Raw genomic sequence first — 21,772 nt, forward strand, 5'->3', positions numbered from 1 at the left:
TCCATACTGAGGAGCTAAAGCATGTATCGTACAGAATTACGAAAGAAGAAAAAACGCCGTCGTAGACGCATGATATTAATTCCCATATTTTTAATAGTCTTTTGCACGATCGGATATGGGTCCTACTTAACTTTCAAACTAGTAAATGCAACTGATAATTCAGTAGAAGAATTGCAACGAGGCGAAAAATCAGAACTTCGTACGGAAAAAATTGATGTCAACGAAGATAATTTTTCAGTATTATTCATCGGTGTTGATGCTCGTGAAGGTGAAAAGGTGAGTCGTTCTGATGCACTGATATTAGCCACTTTCAACAAAGATGATAAATCTGTAAAAATGGTTAGTATCCCTCGGGATTCCTATGTGGAAATACCTGAAAGGGGTATGGACAAGATCAATCATGCCCATGCCTACGGCGGAGTAGACCTTGCAGTAAAAAGTGTGGAAAATTTATTTGATGTTCCAGTCGATCATTATGTAAGAGTTGATTTTAAGGCATTTATTGATATAGTCGATGCACTCGGTGGTGTTGAGGTAGATGTTCCTAAAACATTTGCTGTTCAGGATAGTAGAGACCGCCAGGATGCCATCACTCTTCATGAGGGTAACCAATTGTTAGATGGTGAGGAAGCCTTAGCCTTTGTCCGTATGCGTAAACAAGATCCTACTGGTGATATTGGACGTGGAGAAAGACAGCGACAAGTTATAAAAGCTATTATTGAAAAAGGTTCGAAATTCAGTTCTATTACGAAATATGATGATGTCATCGATGGATTAGATGGAAATATACAGCTAGATTTAAACTTTAAAGAAATTGTAGGGCTTCATGGCTATGCAGGGGAAATTAATAAAATTGACGCACTTGAACTGAAAGGCGAAAACTCCAATAACGGAGTCTTCTATTATATGTTGGATCAAACCAGCGTAAATGAGATCTCTAACAGCTTGAAAACACATTTAGACATTGAAAACCATAACAATGAGGCCAGTTCCGAAGGAAACCAAGTAGACGATACAAATAATTAATATAAAGGCTCTGTTAAAGGAGCTTTGTTAATACTAAACGTAATTTGTGACACTCCTTCGGGAACAGCGAACCAAGCGAGACCCCACAGCGAGGAACTCGCGAGAAGAACTCGATCGCCCGCGTAAAGTTGAGTGAATTTCGTAATAATTAATAATAAAAACTATCAAAACCAAAACAAAAGAAAGCCCCCTTCTAGGGCTTTCTTTTGTTTTTAACTAATTACTTAACGCTGTTTGTCTCGGTGGAACTTGTGGTCAATTAGCTTTCGATTTCAAATAGCTTTTATTTGATGAACTAATGATCGAAATCGCTAAGTTCGCTGTCTCCTTAGCTGTCATTTTCATTTCCTCTGTGGTCCCTCTCATCAAATCCAATAATTCTTCTCTGGATCGATAGTTCTTTAATAATACATTAGATAGATCGTTCAAATCATCTTTTTCTACATGTCCTGCTACAGGTTGAAGTGTTAAATTCGAATATGAATCTATTTTAGGATCATAAGATAATGCCAAAAATGGTGTTCCTACAACCCCAGCAAAAATCAAAGAATGTAATCTCATACCAAATAAGAATTCAGAATAGTTAATGATAGCGATTTTTTCTTCAATAGATGCATCATATGGAGCGATTTTAGAAGGTTTTTGCATAAGTTCGGCAACTTGGAGTGAAGTCTCATAATCATGTGAGCCATGCATAGGAAGAAAAACGATTTCTACATTCTCTTCCTCCACTAAAGTATCTAATGCTGTAGCAACTTTCATTTTAAAATCTTCAAGACCTTTCCAATCCCTTACCGATACCGTCACTACAGGCCTTTTGAACTTTTCGCCCTTCAGCCAATCACTATTTAATTTCTCTGCTCGGAATCCCATTACAGGATCTGGGACTATACTAATATTTTGTTTTACATTTAAGCTTTCTAATAGTTTTTTTGAATCTTCATCTCGCACTGTTATTCGATTGATTTTATTCAGTACGATTTTGACAATCCATTTATTTAGCAACCGATCTACCGGACCGACCCCTTGTGCATACATATATACTGGTTTTTTTAGTAGTTTAGCCAGATACATTATTCCAGAATAATAGGGTACACTTTTCCAACCCGTTTGATCTTGTAACAGACTTCCCCCGCCACTTATCAGACCATCACTGTCTTTCAAGGCATTAATGATATCTTTTAAGTTCCAACGATTTACTGCTTCTACACCGTAAGTGGATTTTGTAAGTTCTGGGTTATTGGAAAGAACGACAATCTCTATATCTGATTGATTTTCTCTCAATGACTGAATCATTGAAGCTAATATTGCTTCATCCCCGATATTATTAAAGCCATAATAGCCTGAAATAACTAATTTCATCTTACCACCTTGCTCTCAATTTCAAATAATATTTACGCCCTGCTTTAAAGGCAATGATGAAAACAATTCCCACAATCAAACCAAATGATAAGCTGTAAAGGCTTCTTAAAACAGAAACGTATATAGGGATATGCAAGTGAGTAAATGTATTGACTAGTGAAAGCCAACCTATTATAGCAGGGATTAAACAAACATATGCTGTTTTCTTCATATTTTTCATGAAGAAATACAAGGAAAGAATATAGAATGGAAATCCAATCAGAAATTCTTTTGTTCTAGGTCTTACATACAAAAGCTCTTCTAATTTTTGCCTGAAAACCAGTTCATACGATAACACAGTACCGAAGTTTCCTGTACGCCCTACATAATATACGAGGATGCCTGCTAAAATACACAACAAGATAAGGTGCCCATATAGGATTGGCAAGGCTAAAAGTTTTTTTACTTCTTGCAAATTGATTTTCGTGTTATATAAATGGTATACAGCAAATAGGATCGTGTATACGATTGGGAACACATAAAGAATTTTCACTCCTCTAAAACCTTCTCCAATGTGTAATGAAAATTCTGTTCCATATAAGAGACTAATCCCGATCCAAATTCCGAGAAAACTGATGAATATCGCCCGGCCATATTGATATAATATATCTCTATACCGTTCAATTGGTCTCAATTTTAAAGCAGCATATACAGGCGTTATAATTGCAACTGCCAATGCCATCAATTTCAATAACAAACCTGATCCGAAAACAAGGTACCCTAATGCAATGAGCGACATGGCTATACCTGAAACTACTGCTAACTTACGCTTTAAAAGACTTTCCACTGCTAAGGTTACAAACGTAATTCCACCTAATAAGGCCATCGCTACCATCCAAAACGGCCGTGACAAATCACTGAATTCATCCGGCTTACCTAGCTTGAATAGTTGTGGCATAGAACTATTTAGGCTTTTGAAGAACTTCATATTCTCCTTTAAGTTCTCTTCTGGATCTCCATCAGTGTTTATGTGAATGTATAAAACCCGGATATTTCGTTCTTTTACAGCTCTAATCGCCTTATCCTGATTTACCATTAGAGAACCGATTCCTAAATCCAAACTTATCAACCGTTTAACATTAAGGTTATTGGTCCTAGCAAGATTTTCAAATCCTTTTTGATCAAATTGTTCAATAGAGAGCGTCGATATGCCCTTTTCTTTTAATTTATTTCCCCATTCAACATGATTAGTCGGATATCCCAGGGCTTCTTCGCCTATAAATAAAATCTGATCTGCATGTTCATCGATTGTCATCGCTTGTTCCCAAATGAACTTGCTTTCTTCAGTAATGTCTGAAACGGGAACATGCAATATTCTTGAGAAACCATAGCTTTCTACCAACTTGAAAGTATCATCTGAATAGCCTAAATAAACATTTTTAATCTTTTTCGGTTCACCTTCTATGTAAAGGAATTTTCTTTCGTTTATCTCAATATTCTTTACTTGATCTCCAAATACGTTTTCCAGTGACTCCACAACTGGAAAATTGCTTTTCAAAATACTGATGTACAAACCTTTTTTTTCGGGTAACTCATCCAGTGGATAACCCGAAAGTAAAGCAAAACGAGTGAACTCATTTTGATCAAGGGATAGAATGTCGCCTTTATTCTCCAGTGATTTAATGGATTCAGGAGGAATGCTCAAAGCGTTTACACCTGAAGATTTTAGCCCATTGAAAACATCCTCTTCATTTGCACCTTGTCGAATTAAACTTTCCACTTCTTTAAAAGGGACAGCAACTTCATATGTATTGTAAGTCCATTCAGCCTTAGTACGTTCATATAGACCGATAGATGTAACTGCTAGTGATAGGATAAGAGCAATCCACAGCCATTTCTTCAACAAAAACAACCCTTTCTGAGTAATCGTGTTAGTACGGATGGATAATAACAAGGGGCTGACCCATAAGTGTGTGACACTTTTACTGTTGGGTCATCCCCTTTTCGTATTCACTATCCCCTGGTCATCTGTTAAGATTACGAATGCTTTTTACATTACGGGTATTAGTAACTCTTTGGAAGAAGTTTAAGATCGGTCGGTACTTAGTATCAATCAATCCGACAGCTTCTACAATCAACTCAATGAACACCAGTAATACCGTTACGATAAGAAAAGAACCCCATAATGTGGTTTGTTCGATAAGAACAGCGGCAATTCCAAAGATCGCACTCATCGCATATATGATCAGAACGGTTGTAGAATGGGAAAATCCCAACCTTTGTAAACAATGATGTAAATGGGATTTATCTGGTGCAGATAAAGGTTTATTATTTACAAATCGACGAATGATTGCAAAGATCGTATCTGAAATTGGTACTCCAAGAATAATGATCGGGACTAATAAAGAGAACAACGTGATGTTCTTAAATCCTAATAAAGATGTTACGGCTATAATAAACCCTAAGTATAGGGATCCCGTGTCTCCCATGAATATTTTCGCAGGATGAAAATTATATACAAGGAAACCAAGTGTACTTCCTAATACAGCAAAACCTACAGCAATCACAAACATGTTGCCGTTGACAATCGCCATCGTAGATATAGTAATCAATACGATCGACGAAACTCCTGCAGCCAATCCATCTAATCCATCAATCAGGTTTATTGCATTAGTGATACCGATTATCCATAATAAGGTGAGCGGAATACTCCATATACCTAAATCCAAACGCACATCAAACGGTAGATTGATAAAATTTACGACTACACCACCGTGTATGACAATACCAGCAGCGATAATTTGGCCTAAAAGTTTAACTTTGGGTGATATCTCAAAAATATCATCAAAAAAACCAGTTGCTATTATGATCAAGCTGGCTGCGAATAAAGGAATCATGTACTGTTTATCAGGAGAGAGCAAATAAAACCCAATAAGGGAACTTAAGTAGATAGCTAGACCACCAAGTCGAGGCATCACTTTGGTATGTACCTTTCGTTTATCGGGTTGGTCTGTTGCTCCAATTTTTATCGCGAATTTCTTAACGATTGGTGTTAATAATAATGACGATAAGAAGCATATGAATAACGTTAAAAACAGCATAATTTAAAAACACTCTCCCTAAAAACTCTTACCTCTATACATGGTGAATCCCTATTTTTTCTAATAAAAGCATGAATTACATCATAATGAAAATTATATCATAATTTTTTTCCAATCAAATAAAAAACTTTATAGAAATCGTCGAAAAAACAACTTATTTGTTACTTGTTTGGGTACTTCTGATTAAAACCAGCCATTTTGATAAATTTATTTATGCCGGGAATCCGGTTTAATTCTTCAGCTGAAAACCCTTTAAATGCAATAACTGCAAACAAATAAACAACAGCACCTATGATTACTCCTCCAAAACCGTAAAGAAGTGCTTCAAGTCTCCCCCAAGCTTGCAGCCCAAGGAATAAGGTAGGGACACCGATAAGCGCTCCCATCAATATAGACGATCCAAACTGAACAAAAGTTTCTCTTGTAGCAAACTTTACGTTTGTTTTTTTCCAAATAAAATACGAATTTACCAACCAAATTAGGATATAAATAAGCAAAGTCGCAATCGCTGCACCAACAAGCCCATATAATTGAATGAAAACAAAATTGAATACAACCTTTATAAGTGCACCTAAAACAATGATCCATGCAGCCAGCTTGGACTCTTCAAGCCCCTGTAAAATTCCCGTTCCAAGTACAGTAAGTGACGTGAACACAGCGCTGAGTCCAATCAATGCAAGGACGAGACTTCCATTTAAATCAGTAAATAAACCTAGATTAAGGGGTAAAGCCAATCCTAGAAGACCTAATGCTGCCGGCCACGAAAAAAGATGTGCCAAATTTTGTGACTTCATTATCACTTTGTTAGCATTCTCATAATCATTTTGAGCTAAGTTTCGACTTATCAAAGGGATCAGAGGAAGTACAATGGAGGTGGAGAACACTGTAGCAATTTGCACCAATGATAGCCCACGGCCATATAAACCATATTGATAATTTATTTCCGCACTTTCCCCTCCGGCCATCTTCAAACTGAAAGGAATCGATAAGGAGTCGACAACATTTAAAAGCGCCATTGTTAATGCACCAACACAAATCGGCAAGGAAACCTTCAATATCCTTTGACTGGTTATTTTAAAGTCTTTCAAACTATATTTTTGTTTAGAAGCAGGATTAAATGAAGACTTTTGGAATAGATAACGAAGATACACGAGAGATAACAGAGCACCAATCGAAGAACCAATCATTACTCCTCCAGCTATAACCTCATTGCTGAAATCCATACTTACCGTGTAATAAGCAATCGCAATTATTAATGCTACACGGATGAATTGCTCGATTACTTGTGAATATGCTGTCGGTTTCATATTTTCATAGCCTTGGAAAAAACCTCTGTAGACAGCCATATATGGTGCAATCAACAACGTAATCGAGACAATGATAATGGACAGTCTCGTTTTTTGTCCCCCTAATACTTGAGCTAATTGTTCAGATAAACCTGTGAGTAAACTGAAACTCACTAACCCAAATAGAACAGCTAAAATACTTGATGTGACAAAAATATTCCTGATTTCCTGTTGATCGTTTTCTACTCTAGCCTTTGAGATAAGCTGTGAAATAGCTAAAGGAATACCTGCCACAGATAATATCAATGCCGTCATATAGACTGGGTAGACCAGTGTAAAAATCCCTAATACTTCATCTCCAGCAATATTTTGTAATGGAATTCTGAAGACGCTTCCGAGTATCTTAGAAATCAATGTTGCTATCGTTAAAATCAGTGTGCTCTTTACAAATGTTCCGCTCATTTTCTTCCCTTTACTTTCTGTTCAATCACTTTGATCATGAATTTTGGCAATGCTAACATCCTTTTAGCCCTTGATGGTTGCTTCACCAATCTATAAAACCACTCTAAATTCAAGTTTTGGTAGATTACAGGCGCTCGCTTCACAATTCCAGCAAACACATCAAAACTACCTCCCACTCCCATAAAAATGCCTTTATTGAAATGATGGATATTCTCTGCAATCCAATTTTCCTGTCTTGGTAGTCCAAGAGCCACAAAAACCATATCTGGTTTAAGCTGTTGGATATCATTCACAATATCATTATCTTCCCAATTAAAATAGCCATTTTGCGAACCAACAATGTCTACATTTGGATAAGTTGCTTGAATATTGGCCTCAGCAGATTGTAAAACCTCTTCTTTTGCACCTAGTAAATAAACAGAAAAGTGATTTTCATTGGCAATCTGTAAGAGATTGCACATGATATCGAAACCTGAAACCCTTTCCTTTATTGGTGTGCCAAGAATTCGTGCTGCTTTTACAATTCCAATGCCATCCGGAGTGACATAGTCTGCATCATTCAAGACATTCTTATAACTCACATCTTCACTCGCATACATAACAATTTCAGGATTTGCCGTGATGACAAACGCTTTACTATCATTTACGATATGTGATTCATGAAGGTGTTTGATAAATGAATCCATTGAGGTATCGACAAATGGTACACCCATGACGTCTATTTTGTTTAACTTCATAAATACTTCCCCTTAAAATATGGTTCTATTATTCTTAATTGTTGATTTTTGCGACCAAAACCGAAATTTAACATGTTAAAAAACTAACATTACCATAACATAAGGGAATGCAACTAGAAATAGTCGCATTCCCTAATTTTGAATATTATTTTGCTACATTAATCTTTTTTGCTAACGTACCGTAAGTCCCGTTTCCAAAAATATAAGCTTTAGAATGAGGGCTTTTTGGAACGATTTGGTACCAGGTACCATCTGATTGTTTGGATTCACCAAGGATAGCGACACTAGTCCCGGTTTTAAGGAATTTATAAATATCGTTACCGGAAACGACTTTAGGCTCACTACGAACATTCAGGGACGTAGTATTTGTCATACCTAATTGATGATTACCTAAGTCTCCGCCTTTCAGATATTGATCAGCTCTATACATATATGCTGCTATTTTTTGTCCCCAGTATGGGTCTGATGCATATTTCACATTCATTCCCATCGTCTTATTCCCTAAAAACGCTCCATAATACCTGAAATCCGTATCTTTGAAATATTTTCGAATGATATGCTCAGTAGCAGCTTCTTCAATTCCTTCTTCTAAAGAATCAAATGTGTAGGCATTTTCATAGGGATTGCTGTCTATAGCACCTAAACCAAACAAATTGTTCTTATCTACCGCGATCTTGCTTGTCCCCCATGCACTTTCATGGATAGCGTGGGATAAGAAGTATAACGCGTTCACACCATATTTCTTTTCTACCATTTTGAATATTTCACCAGTACCTTCTAATGGTGACGTAGGATACTTACTTTTATAGATATCTGGATAAGCATCCTTTATAAAAGAGTCTAACTGTTCAGCTGTATACTTGGTTTTTGTATATAAAGGCAAGTACTGATAATATTGGTACGCTTGCCCCTCCTTTTTACCAGAGGAGTTCATGAACTCATTTCCATCCCAGCTATAATATTTAGCGCCTGATGTCATGAATGAAGGAGCTTTTCCTATTACGATTGCGCTGTAACGATCCAGCGTAGAACTATAGATATAGTGATAAAGGTTTCCAGAGTTTGCAGCATAATAGGATCTTCCGCTTGCCAATTGGTAAGGCGTCAATGTAACTTTATCCAATTCCACATATCCACGCGTATCCGCAACAGTGACTTCCACCCAATTTTCCCCTGCAGAGTGGAATTGCATTTCGGTTCCTGTCGTTACATAAGTGTAGTTGGAAGTGAATTTTGTGCTGTCATAGATGATTGTGTAACCAGTTGAAACCGTGAAACCACTATTCATCCAGACAATCTTTTTCCCCTTCATTACAACTTGTGAAGTTGGGGATTTCACTGCATTCTTTGCATCACTGTATGTTTCATATTTTTTAACTTCCTCTAATTCTCCAGAAGATGAGATATTTGCAACACTGTACTCAAGAACTGGCGGTGGAGTGATTATGTTCAGCATTCTATAGATGACCAGCGCTGCATCAGCTCGTTTTGTATTGTCTTTTGGACGGTATGTATTATCTGGATAACCTTCAATCAATTTTACAGAGGCAACCATGGAAACTTCATCAACAAAATGTTTATGTATCGTGTCTTTATCTTTGAATGTCAAAATAATCTCTTCCATCTCAATACCCTTGTAATGCAAAGCACGGTACATGATTACAGCCATTTCTTCGCGAGTGATTTTTTGATTAGGTTTGAAATCCCCTTCAGGGTAACCTGTAATGATATTTGCTGCGACAGTTTGATTCACTGCGTCATAGAACCAGTCATCAGGTTCGACGTCATCAAAAGATTCTGTACTTGGATCAATCGGAAGATCCAGTTCTAAGGCCCTTTTCACGAATGCCGAAAACTCTGCACGAGTTACAGCACGATCAGGTGAAAAAGTCCCAGGCCTATCTCCTTTCATGATTCCTTTTTCATTTAGAGCTCTCATTTCTTTTTCAGCATAATGTCCTGTTATGTCATCTGCTGCCTTTACACCAGGCATAGCAACAAAAGACATCAACAAAACCAAAATCAATACTGAAACAATTTTCTTCATATGAATACGCATACTTCATCCCCCTTATAAATTACTATTCTATAACTTTAGCAAAGTGTCCGTGCAAATTCTACCAAAATTTTATCTATTTATACATATTATTACTATTTATTACAAATAATTTTCTCATATTTGCACCAAATTACCAGATAAATGACATATTACTCCAAATAGTTAGTTAATTTTGTAGAAATTTAAGGTTATGCTTTCTTACATAAAAATAGTAGATTCAGATTAACAGGGCGTTAAAAATGTATTTCAAAATAGTGGATCGGAAAGTCGAAAAACTGACTGTTGGACAATCAAAAGACAAAACCGTCTATTTTAAGAGTTCGCTGATGAATGGCGGTACAATTTATGATATTCATAGGTTTATGGATATAAATGTAAAAACCTTTCGCAAAATGAATTATTCTTACGAAAATAACGGTATTATAGTCTAGGTGAACCTTGGGTAGAAGTATAGATTGTTAGTGAAGCCCCATGGAAAACCTCTTCTCCACGGGTTTTTCTTCATGATTGTGATATACCTTATTGATGATTTTTTCGAAATTCACCCCTCACCACAATCAAGCGATTCGATTAGTCACGAAGGTCAGTGTCCGCAACTGAATCATGGCTGTTTAAGATCCTGATCCACTTGACCCGAAGGAATTTCACATTAAACCTAGTCTGAAATCAACAATATCTATTTTTAGTAACACAAAATTGTCGAAGAAAAAGGAAATAGAATTTACAGGATTTTACACTAGAGTAGTGGAATATAAAAATCAAAAGATAAATATAGAAAATAGGAAGGATTGGTTTATGGATGGTGTTCAGTAAGGTTAGATTGTTTTTTGTTTGTTTCTTAACTTTTATCGTTATCGCAGCACCGTTTTCAAACTCGGTTCAGGCCGAAGAGCCAGTACAATTGGACTATGTCGCTTTAGGGGATTCACTTGCTGTAGGAGTTACACCCACGCGTAGTGTTGGGTCAAGCTACAGTGATTTTCTTGCAAAACAGCTTCTTCAAATCAATCATCTCGGTACCTACACAAAGCAATATGCTGCCCCAGGATATACATCTACTCAAGTTTTAGAAGATATACAGAACGATGTACGTAAAAAGAATATGGATGGCAGCGAAGATACGGAAGGTATTCAAAAACATATCAGTGAAGCTGAAATGATTACATTGAACATCGGAGCGAATGATATGCTCGCTGTTATCGATATCGATCCACATACCGGTACGATATCGTATGATGAAGAAGTTTTCGCTCAGGTTTTATCAGATGTTGGGAAAAATATCGTTCAAATAATAAGCCTTATAAAAACTTTGAATCCATCTGCTGATATTTATGTGATGGGCTATTATAACCCATTTCCATACCTCCCCGATTCAGAACAGCCGAAGGTCCTGATAGCATTAGAACAATTGAATAATGTTATAAACACAGCTGCAAGTTCTACGGGAGCTACGTATGTTCCAACAGCTGAAGCATTTAACCCTAATGGTAAAGAGTACCTTTCCAACCCACAGGACATCCACCCTAATGAAACTGGTTATCTCGTTCTAGCAAACTCTTTTTGGAAACTGATCGAGGTTAAGGACGCAGAAGTGTTTACAGATGTCGACCTAGAAAAATGGTCACATGACTCCATACAATATTTAGTTAAAAAAGGAATCATAAAGGGATACGGGGATGGAACATTCGGTCCTGACGACTTTTTCAGACGTGATCACGCCTCTCAGATGTTAACGAGAAGTATCGTTTATAATCCCGAGGTACCACCCGCTGCTTATACTGATCTAGCACTAGAAAATCCAGCTTTTCCAATGATCTCAATACTCAGCCACAATGGTATCCTCCAAGGATATAAAGATGGAACATTCAAGCCAGAAAATTCACTCACCCGAGCAGAAATGGCAATTATATTAGTAAAAGCCCATGGATTGGAAGGTTCAGGTGAAGGAACCTTTACGGATGTACCAAATACCCACTGGGCATATGATGCTATCAATACTCTTGCAGAACACGGCATCACCATAGGTGTCGGGAACAATAAATATGCTCCGAATCGACCGGTGGAACGAGAAGAATTTGCTACTTTCCTTGAAAGAGCGTTACATCAATAAAAATCCTTAACTGTTAGATGAGATGGTTCAAATCTTATCTAACAGTTTTCTGTAGTAGGCATAACCAAATACTTAGGGATAAAGAACTGAGTTTACAACCAACCCCCCTTTTCATTTTCCAATTTGGTAAAATAATGTTAGTTCACAACATTGGGGGAATCAAAATGAAAGAATGGAAAAAAATCATCGGAGTGATGTTGTTGGCCATTGCTCTTATGACAGGATGCGGAACAACTGAAGAGACTGGGGATCAAACTTCTGGTGAGGGCACAGAACAGCCAAAAAACGAAGATTCGACTGAACAAAATAATGAAGATACGAATGAAGAACCTGCTGACGAGAATGCTTCAGAGGATGATGCCACTACAGAACAAAATACAGGCGAAGGTACATATAGCGGTCAAGCAGATGGCCATACCATCGAAATCATGATGGAGGATGGACCGCAAGCCTTTCAATTTGGTGAAGAACTGAAAGAAAAAGTAGAATCTCTTGAAGTTGATTCTGAAATCACTTTCACATATGAAGAAAAAGACGGTGCACTACACCTTACTGATATACAGGAAAAATAAGAATATACAAATGATGAGGCTGACTCTGTATCGAAATCATGATACCTGGTCAGCCTCGTTTACTTTATTACCTATTTAACTAGACAGAGACGTTGAAGTATTTCTGTGTGCATCAGCTTTATATTTTCTACTCGTTTCCATTGGAGGCATCTTACCGAATATGATCCAATATTGAGGAATGAGCTTATGAGTAAGCCGTACGATTGCCCAGCTTAAAACAAAAATCACTATAAAGGTTAATATTTGCCAACCGTGGAATACCAATGGGGAACCACCTTGAACGAAATACCTCATGATCATAAGTAGCATAGGGTGAATCAAATATATCCCAAAAGATGTAGCTCCAATTTCCATAAAAAATCTTTTTCTGCTTGGCTGAAAACTCTTCTCTGCCCAATGCGCAAGAAGGAATAATCCCAATCCAGCAAACAACGCATGTGTAGCCCACGTAAATTCAGCAATATATTGGTTGATCAGATCAGGAAGGTTATTTGACACGATCCCGTAAGCTCCGATCCTGACCAAATACATATATCCAGTGTACAGAACTACTAGGGTACCATATAAGAAAAAGATGAACGCTAAGGTTTTAAACCGAATGAGATGATCCTTCATTTTTTCACGCAAATCATGATAATAGATACCTAGATACGCTCCTACGAAATAAAAGGACATGTAAGATAATGAAATGGATCCCTTCAAAGTGATATGGAAATATTCCTTGTTCAGATACACCCATATCCATTGAATGGCTATTCCCAACCAGAAGGCATGCTTTCTCAAACGCTTGAATCTTTTAAACAACAACATAAAGAACGGGAATAGTAAATACAATTGAACACTGATAAAGACAAAATATAAGTGCGGATGCGCCTTACCTAGCGCAACCAGGTATAAAAATTTATTTAAGGCAAACCCAAAACTCGGGTAGTCATAATAAGCGAACCATTTGACTCCAAAATAAAGGCCGGAAAAGAGCAGATAAGGAATCAAAATATATTTCAATCGTTTAATATAGAAATTTTTGATCAAAGTTGCATCTGTTTTTCGTGGATAATAGTTATAAAAAAGGACAAAAGCACTTAACATGATAAATGTCGGCGTACCAAGCTTTCCAGCAACATTAAAAAAATTGTAGATTGGAAATAATAAAGAATCCGTAGGCACACTCGTAACTCCAGTAGATGAGGAATGCACCAGCAATACTGCAATGATAGCAAACGCTCTTGCCAATTGGATTTCATCCAGGTTCAATCTCCGTGTTTCCACTCCCATAACTTCACCAACTCTACTAAACTATTGTTATATTCTTACAAAATACGACATGTTATTAATACTACCATGCCTTACCCATGAGTCAACAGGGATAAAACATTTTTACAAAACATTTAAAAACCATGAACGTAAAAAAGAGCAGCCCGTAAGGACTGCTCCTTGATTGTGCACATTAATTCTTGAAACGATCGTCTTTCATTCTAATTAATAATGTAGCAAACTCTGCTCTTGTCAGCTTATTATTCGGTTTGAATGTGTTATCTGCATAACCAGCAACATAACCATTTGCGACCATTGTATTAATATAGTCGACACTCCAGTGATCAACTGGGATATCAGTAAATTTATGCTCTGCAGATCCCTTCAAATCATAAGCTTCTACTAGAATTTTCGTCATTTCAGCACGTGTAACCGTAGCTTTAGGATTGAATTTACCATTATAACCGTTCATGATCCCCTCATCAGCAATAGCAGCAATCTCAGCGTAACCATAGTCACTAGGTTTTACATCCTTGAATCCTGGGTCTGGACGATTATCGGTGCTGAGACCAAGTTCACGTACAATCATTTGAGCTGCATGCACTCTAGAAACTTCATCGTTGACACCGAAGTTTCCATCTGTATAGCCATTGATTACACCCATGACATTCAGTGTTTGAATAGCATCCTTAGCCCAATGATTATCTTTTACATCTTTAAAATCTTTTACTTTCTTATCAGTCTTGTAGATCATGATATTCTTCTTCGTGGTGTTTCCTGCAAGATCAACCAATTTCAGTTCGATGCGATTTTCGCCATCTTTTAATGAAACTTCTTCCGTCAATTCTTTGGAGAAAGATCTCATTTCATATGGCTCTTTGAATTCTTTGTAATAAACCTCACTGCCATCGATATAGAATCGTAGTTGATCATAGTTATCTGAGAGTTTGAAATCTAGCTCTACTTTTTCTTTGTTTGTAAAATGCGGACCATCGACGTCAAGTTTTGGTTTTGTCGAATCGATGACGACTGTGCGTTTAAATGAAATTTCATTTCCGCTAGCATCGACACCAACAAAATGAATATCCTTGATACCGTCGGTTTTGAATTCTACATTTGTATCAAAGGTATATCGCTTATTTGCGTCATCCCATGTCAACTTGGCTTGCTTACCATTGATAAGAAGCTTTTCAACATCGGAATCATCGTTTACGTAACCTTGAACTTTAACTACTTTGTCAGCATATACACCAAGAGCTTCAGGAGTTACTGCTGTAACGAATGGAATTGTTTCATCAGCTTCGCCAGCTGTATCCATACCAGTGTTTCCTGCCCAGTCGTAAGCAATGACCTTGACAGTCTTCACATCACTTGTATTTTCAACAGTGTACTCTGTTATATCACCTGCTAAAGGTGTTTCAAGGACACTCTTGTTGTTGACCAATACGTCGAAATGGGAAACGCCTACACCTTCATCGTCAGCACTCCAAGTGATCTTTCCAGACTCAGAATCGTATGATACATCAACGGAAGGATCCTTAGTATCGATGTATACAGGAATTGTTGTCGATTGCCACTCAGCATCATCATAATCGACTACAGATTCAATTTGATAATGGTATAACCCATCTTCTACAACATCACCTTTATGCTTTCCATTCCATGCTGCTGCATCAAAAATGGTGTACATTTCTGCCGCACCACCGTCAAAATAATGTTTTCTGACATCATTTTCAGTACGGAGTGTCAGCAATTCATTTTCTTCTTCATCTAGTACAGAAAACTTCACTTTCTTTGCATTTCTTAGGAATGAAAGAACTGGTAACACAGAATCTTGTACACCATCACCATTTGGTGAGAATGCCACTTTGTCACCATGTGCTTCATCAGATACAGCATTCGTACCTAAGAAACCATAATCATTTCCTGAAGGAGAAACCAATCCAGTGATGCCGTAGAATGAACCATCTTCATAAATCGTCTTATCGACGATCGGTGCTTGATCCCAATCACCATTAAATCCTACATAAGGGACATTCAGTTCAGGATTTACGTCATTTACATCTGTGAAAGATACAAATCCTTCTACAAAATGACCATTTTCAAAGATTTCCGATAGTGGTACATTATAGCCCCAATCAACTGCATCTGTTAAGTCGATTGATACTTCTACCTCGATTGTATCATTTGCAGGGACGAGTACATGATATTCACCATCAACTTCACTGCCGTTAGCTGAAGTGATCTCGATCGGGAATTCACCAAGAAACGGTGCTTCACCACTTACCGTACCGTCTTTAAAGATTCCTTGGGTTTCAACATAATTATAACCATCCAATACCAAGTCGGTTTGTACAGTTCCATTTGTCTTATAAACTGCACTTTGGTCACTGAAGTTTTCAAGTTTAAGAGTAAAAGTAGCTTGTCCATCCATCTCTTTCAATGAAGCTTTTCCAATACCAGACTCAACTTCTGTAACGACGACAGGTGTACTCATCGCAGCGTGAAGATCCATCAAACCAGCACCTTGTCTACGAGGTGAGTAATTTAATCCTGGCTTATAATAATCGTTGTAAAGACCTTTATCTATTTGTGGTTTTGATGTGTTCATTAAAATGTTCTTTGCCATCTCAACACGATCTGTATTAGAAAGATCGAATTCTTCATCCACTCTTTGCATGACAAGTGCTGATCCACCAGCTACATGAGGTGCAGCCATGGAGGTACCGCTCATCAAACCATACTTGTTATCATTAAGAGTTGAAAGGATATTCCCACCTGGTGCTGTGATTTCAGGCTTGAAATCCAGGTTAGGTGTAGTACCCCAAGAAGTGAAACTTGATAGTTTACCATTTTCAGGGTTTAATGCTGTAACCTTTTCACCCTGGAACGCAATCTCAACTGTCTTGCCGTCATTCAATTCATCTCTTAACTCATCGCCTGGTTGCTTCAAGACGAATAATTGTGGAATTGTGATGCTAGGATCAGTTGCCATGCTTACATAACCTGAAGTGTTATTGAAGATAATGACTCCAACTGCACCATGCTCTTGCGCATTCAAAGTCTTAGCAACGAATGTCGCTTCTCCACGTTGGATCAGCGCAATCTTACCTTCGACATCTACATCCTCGAAGTCATTTGCATCTTGATCAACTTCTGAATCACCAGGCATTCTTCCAAGACCAGCATATACGACTTCATAGTTTCCTTCACCTAATGAAGATGGATCCACACTGCTAGCAGAAAGATAAGCTACAGGATCACGTTCTTCTCCATCAACTGTCACGTTGAATCCTGCTAAATCAAGATATTGGTTTTCAAAAGAAGCGACTTGCAAAGAATCTGTAGACAATCCTGGAGATCCAACTACTCCGATATCAGGGTTGCTAGCATATGGATTGTCGAAACCTTCTCCGAATCTAGCGGAGTTACCAGCGGAAATTGCCATCATTACTCCGTTGTTAACTGCTCTTTCAATCGCTTTTTGCTCTGGGTCTTCCGGGCGGACAAAAGCAGCTGTTGAACCTAAACTCATATTGATGACATCAGCGCCTAGCATGATTGCATCATCAATCGCTTTTACATAAATGTCACTATAAGTGAACGGCATTCCAGGGTCATTTCCAAATACCTTCATTCCAAGGATTTGAGCTTCAGGCGCAACCCCTTTGATTCCACCGTTTTCTTCATCACCATTAGCACCTACTGTACCGGATACGTGCATACCATGCATACTAGCACCAGGGCCTAGATCAAGTACTTCCTGGTTTTGATCTGCATAGTTGTATCCATAAGGAACTTTTTCAGTGAAATATTTACCTCTCAAACCTTCTTCAGCAATCAAATCATTTACGGATTGTTCAGAAAGCTCAGGGTCTGTTTCTTCACTTAAAACCATGTCCCTGTGTGAAGGATCTATACCAGTGTCGATTACTGCCACTGTCATTCCTTCACCCTTGTAACCGAAATCTTCCCATGTTTGTTGAGCCTTGACCAGTTCCTTACTATAAATCATATCTGGTTCTTGGAGCTCAGGTCTTTCATATTTGTGGGCTATATGTACACTTTCTACATTAGCTTGTTTTTCAATCATCTCAATGAATTTGTATTGTACTTTACCACTGAATCCATTGACGATTGTTGTAAAACTTTGGTTGTATTCCATTGGAATTGAGGCTTTTTTGATGCTGTCTTTCACTTTCTTTTGAGCATCGATCGCATCATTTCTCAGCTTCTTTTTATCTGAAGCGGATAAATCTTGATAGCTCTTACCAGAGCTCTGTGCTGAAAACATCGCCGGTTCATTCTCCAACTCAACGATGATTCTTACCTCATCACTTGGCTTGTACTTCTTTTCAGAGTCCTGTTTCTCAATTGTCTTGACCAATTGACGATCTAGCTTTTCGACTTTTTCTAGTGAACTCTTAGATACTGGACTAGTTGCACCAAAAGCAACATTAGAGAATGCCAGTAAGAAGATTACTAGAAATAGAAAAGGCTTGCGCATTTTCATCCCTTACAATTCCCCCTTAAAAGGTTTTAGTGTAATACTCGAAAAAAAGAGAATTTTTCCGAAAATTACATAAATTTATTGTAATACAAAAGTCTTAGATAAGTCAATTTATTCATTTGTTGTTATTTTCTTCAAATTTCGCCAAGAGAGTTTATAAAATATTTATGTTCGACAAGATTAAATATGGTTGGATTTAATATATTTGTAAAACTTTGTTACATAACTGTAATCCTGCAGGTTATTTTTGTATGCTAAACTTTATTTTGTAAGAAAAAATAGAAAATTGTATAAATAAGGGGAGGGGTTTCAGTGTTTCGTAAAATGCTGAGTCTGTTTGCAGTGATAGTGGTTTCAGCTACCCTAGTGACACCATCAGCCTATGCAAGCAGTAAAGAGGATCAGGTCATTTCTATTGCTAAACAATACATAGGAACACCTTATAAATATGGTGGTACCACACCTAGCGGATTTGATTGTTCAGGATTTATGCTTTACGTATTTAATAAGGTAGGCATTTCACTACCCAGAACTTCACTAGATCAGTCCAAAGTTGGTACGGCGGTATCAAAATCAAACTTACAACCAGGTGACATCGTTTACTTTTCTAATACATATAAAGCAGGCGTATCACATTCAGGAATATATGTAGGGGACGGATACTTTGTCCATGCGGCATCAAGCGGCGTAAAGAAGACATCCATCAACGATCCGTATTATTGGGGACCTAAATACACAGGTGCAAGAAGAGTCATAAAAGAGGAAGTAAAAGAAACAAAGCCTGAACCACTTCCGACACTCCCTAAAGGGGAATATCATGACGTCCCAAATGATTATTGGGCCTACGATTCTATTACATACTTATCTAAAAAAGATATCATAACAGGCTATGATCAGAGTCTATTCAAACCTACTAATTCGATTACGAGAGCCGAAGTTGCAACCATGCTTGCCAAAGCATTCGATCTTACAATAAAGGACGGAAAATCAAAAGCACTTGACGTTCCGGAAAATCATTGGGCAAAAGGAGCAATTAACGCTTCGTTGGATGCTGGATATTTCCAGGGCTACCCAGATAACACATTCCGGCCCAATGAGGAAATTACACGAAGTGAAATTGCTTCACTCTTCTCAGATGCTTTTAATCTAGCAAAAGTAGGTTCAGCAACTGATTTTAAGGATGTACCGGAATCGCATTGGGCTTACAACCCGATTCAAAACGTTTCTACAAACGGCATAGCCGCTGGATATACTGATAATACGTATCGTCCTAAAAATAATGCGACAAGATCTGAGTTCTCAGTATTTTTACATCGTGCAATGAATAGATGATAAAAAGGTTTGACCCGAATTAAATCGGGCCAAACCTTTTTCATTGCTTAATTATACGGCTGACGAATGCTGCGAATTCTGCTCTACTGATCTCCTTAGTAGGTTTAAAGGTTCCATTAGGATAACCTGTAGTCACTCCATTCGAATAGATAGCTTGAATAGGTTCATAAGTATACTGACCTTTTTTGACATCTGTGATTTCCCTATAAGTATCAACCTCTAGATTGAATGCTCTTTTCAATAATACTGCAGCGTCACCACGCGTCAATGAGTCATTAGGATAAAATTTACCATCTGGATATCCCTTTGTAATGCTTCTTTCAGCAAGAATCTGAATGATACCAGATGCAAAATAAGACTTACTCACATCTTTATAAATTGTACCTGTCCTTGTCGTATCAAGCCCGAAAACTTTCCCAAGTAACATGGACGCTTCTCCTCTTGTGATCGATTCTTCAGGAAGAAACGTCCCATCTGGATACCCATTGATGATCCCTTCTTGTTTAAGATGTACAATCGCATCTCCATACCAACTAGTGCTACCGACATCAATAAATCCTTTATATTCGTCTTGTAAGTTCACTTTTATCGTATTAAGAGGTGATTCTCTACCAGCTTTGTCTATAATCGTAGCTGAGTAAGTGTATTTTCCATAAGGTACAGATTCTATAAAACTAGTACTTGATCCCGATAAAGTTCTGACTAATTTTCCATCTCGATAAACGTTAAAATTGATGTGTTCTGGGGGATAGTGGGATTTTTCCCATTTAAGTTCTATCTCTCCCTTTTCTAAATTCTTAAGGCTAGGAAAGACCCTCAAATCTTTGACAGGTAGGAGTTCCTTTTCATAGGGTGTCTGTACCAGTCCATATCCGAACTTATCGTCCTTTCCTTTTGGCCAAAAATCCCACGCATATAGGTATAAGAGAGATTGGATATCTTCGTATGTAGCATCTGGATAGAATTCCTTATATAAAGCAATGGTCCCAGTTACAAATGGTGTTGCCATAGAAGTGCCACTGCTCTCTTCATACTTGCCATTCAAGTAGGTACTCATTATATTTTCTCCGGGAGCTATGAGATCAAGTGATGGACCATACATTGTGAAAGTGGATAAGGAACGATTTTCTTTTATCGAACCAACCGCAATGGTTTCCGGGTATCTCGCTGGATACTGGACGTGTTCTCCAGAAGGATGTTCTTCCGAATTACCACTTGCCGATACAACAAAGATGCCCTTATCCTTTGCTACTTTTAATATGGATTGTAAAGCTGTAGAACCTACTGGGCTTGTTAAACTTAAATTGATGATATCCATGTCGTTGTCTATTGCCCATTGGATTCCCGCGATGACTTCAGATTGACTTCCATTGCCGTATTGGTTCAGTACTTTTACAGCATAGATATCTGCCTTAGGTGCGACTCCAAGTATACCAATCTCATTATTTTGAGCACCGACGATACCAGTTACATGAGTTCCATGACCATTTTTATCCTCATATGACGGTTCGCTTTTAACGAAGGAAACACCACCGGCAATACGCAAATCTGGATGGTCGGTATCAACCCCGGAGTCTAAGATGGCGATCTTTACTCCATTACCTGCATTTTCAAAAGGATCTGATAGATTATTCACGATTTCATCAAATCCCCACCCTATCGTTTGTCCATCGATATGGACAGGTGCATTTGCTTCAATATTGTCGATCCGAGGATTTTCGGTCAGTGACTGAGCAGATGCTTTTGGAAGGCGAGCAGCCACGGCATTGATGACCGGGTATCTATGTAGAATTTCTCCTCCACTCTGTTCAATCATTCCTTCAGTTATTTCATCAGTAAATGTAATCAAGTATTCCTTTTCACTTTTTGCGTGGATTGAATTGATGTCATTCAAAAATGAGAATAAAAAGAAACTTAATAAAATCCACCATGTCTTTTTATACATTTTCTCCCCCCTAATCTAATACAAGTATATATGAAAA

13 protein-coding genes are annotated in these 21,772 nt (G+C 37.7%); 4 read left to right on the forward strand and 9 right to left on the reverse strand.

The window, feature by feature from the left end; all coding sequences use genetic code 11:
• Window positions 1-21 precede the first annotated feature (21 nt).
• Complete coding sequence (locus KOL94_RS13895; RefSeq protein WP_221567000.1) at window positions 22-1,026, forward strand: LCP family protein; 1,005 nt, start codon at window positions 22-24, stop codon at window positions 1,024-1,026.
• Window positions 1,027-1,281: 255 nt separating this feature from the next.
• Here KOL94_RS13895 and csaB read toward each other — a convergent pair whose 3' ends face one another.
• The 6 genes from csaB to KOL94_RS13925 form a co-directional block, all read right to left on the reverse strand.
• Entirely contained in the window at window positions 1,282-2,388 is a 1,107-nt protein-coding gene (csaB, locus tag KOL94_RS13900; RefSeq protein WP_221567001.1) for a polysaccharide pyruvyl transferase CsaB, read from the reverse strand.
• A 1-nt stretch (window position 2,389) separates the two neighbouring features.
• A complete protein-coding gene (locus KOL94_RS13905; protein WP_221567002.1) occupies window positions 2,390-4,270 on the reverse strand; it encodes a DUF5693 family protein in 1,881 nt (626 codons plus the stop codon).
• 121 nt (window positions 4,271-4,391) lie between these two features.
• Window positions 4,392-5,468, reverse strand: a complete 1,077-nt coding sequence (locus KOL94_RS13910; protein WP_221567003.1) for a glycosyltransferase family 4 protein — start codon at window positions 5,466-5,468, stop codon at window positions 4,392-4,394.
• A 161-nt stretch (window positions 5,469-5,629) separates the two neighbouring features.
• Window positions 5,630-7,216: a putative polysaccharide biosynthesis protein gene (locus KOL94_RS13915; RefSeq protein WP_221567004.1), complete on the reverse strand. Its 1,587-nt coding sequence runs from the start codon at window positions 7,214-7,216 to the stop codon at window positions 5,630-5,632.
• Complete coding sequence (locus KOL94_RS13920) at window positions 7,213-7,953, reverse strand: WecB/TagA/CpsF family glycosyltransferase (protein WP_221567005.1); 741 nt, start codon at window positions 7,951-7,953, stop codon at window positions 7,213-7,215. Before KOL94_RS13920 ends, KOL94_RS13915 begins: the two co-directional genes overlap by 4 nt.
• Before the next feature lie 145 nt (window positions 7,954-8,098).
• On the reverse strand, window positions 8,099-10,012 hold the full coding sequence (locus KOL94_RS13925; RefSeq protein WP_221567006.1) for an S-layer homology domain-containing protein: 1,914 nt from the start codon (window positions 10,010-10,012) through the stop codon (window positions 8,099-8,101).
• Window positions 10,013-10,811: 799 nt separating this feature from the next.
• On the opposite strand from KOL94_RS13925, the gene KOL94_RS13930 reads away from it, so the two are divergent.
• Together KOL94_RS13930 and KOL94_RS13935 are read left to right on the forward strand one after the other, a co-directional pair.
• Complete coding sequence (locus KOL94_RS13930) at window positions 10,812-12,122, forward strand: S-layer homology domain-containing protein (protein ID WP_221567007.1); 1,311 nt, start codon at window positions 10,812-10,814, stop codon at window positions 12,120-12,122.
• Between the two features lie 164 nt (window positions 12,123-12,286).
• Window positions 12,287-12,694: a hypothetical protein gene (locus KOL94_RS13935; protein WP_221567008.1), complete on the forward strand. Its 408-nt coding sequence runs from the start codon at window positions 12,287-12,289 to the stop codon at window positions 12,692-12,694.
• 75 nt (window positions 12,695-12,769) lie between these two features.
• Here the strand turns inward: KOL94_RS13935 and KOL94_RS13940 are convergent, their stop codons facing one another.
• Window positions 12,770-13,969, reverse strand: coding sequence for an acyltransferase (locus tag KOL94_RS13940; protein WP_221567009.1), 1,200 nt, complete (start codon window positions 13,967-13,969; stop codon window positions 12,770-12,772).
• Between the two features lie 172 nt (window positions 13,970-14,141).
• On the reverse strand, window positions 14,142-18,461 hold the full coding sequence (locus KOL94_RS13945) for a S8 family serine peptidase (RefSeq protein WP_221567010.1): 4,320 nt from the start codon (window positions 18,459-18,461) through the stop codon (window positions 14,142-14,144).
• A gap of 309 nt (window positions 18,462-18,770) precedes the next feature.
• On the opposite strand from KOL94_RS13945, the gene KOL94_RS13950 reads away from it, so the two are divergent.
• The gene (locus KOL94_RS13950) at window positions 18,771-19,790 is read left to right on the forward strand and encodes a C40 family peptidase (RefSeq protein WP_221567011.1); all 1,020 of its coding nucleotides are present in this window, start codon (window positions 18,771-18,773) and stop codon (window positions 19,788-19,790) included.
• A 40-nt stretch (window positions 19,791-19,830) separates the two neighbouring features.
• On the opposite strand, the gene KOL94_RS13955 is transcribed toward KOL94_RS13950, so the two are convergent.
• Window positions 19,831-21,735 carry a S8 family peptidase gene (locus KOL94_RS13955; RefSeq protein WP_221567012.1) on the reverse strand — a complete coding sequence of 635 codons (1,905 nt, stop codon included), beginning with the start codon at window positions 21,733-21,735 and terminating at the stop codon, window positions 19,831-19,833.
• Window positions 21,736-21,772: the final 37 nt, after the last annotated feature.

Origin of the sequence: Alkalihalobacillus sp. TS-13, from assembly GCF_019720915.1 — a bacterium.
In the GTDB taxonomy this organism is placed as follows: domain Bacteria; phylum Bacillota; class Bacilli; order Bacillales; family Fictibacillaceae; genus Pseudalkalibacillus.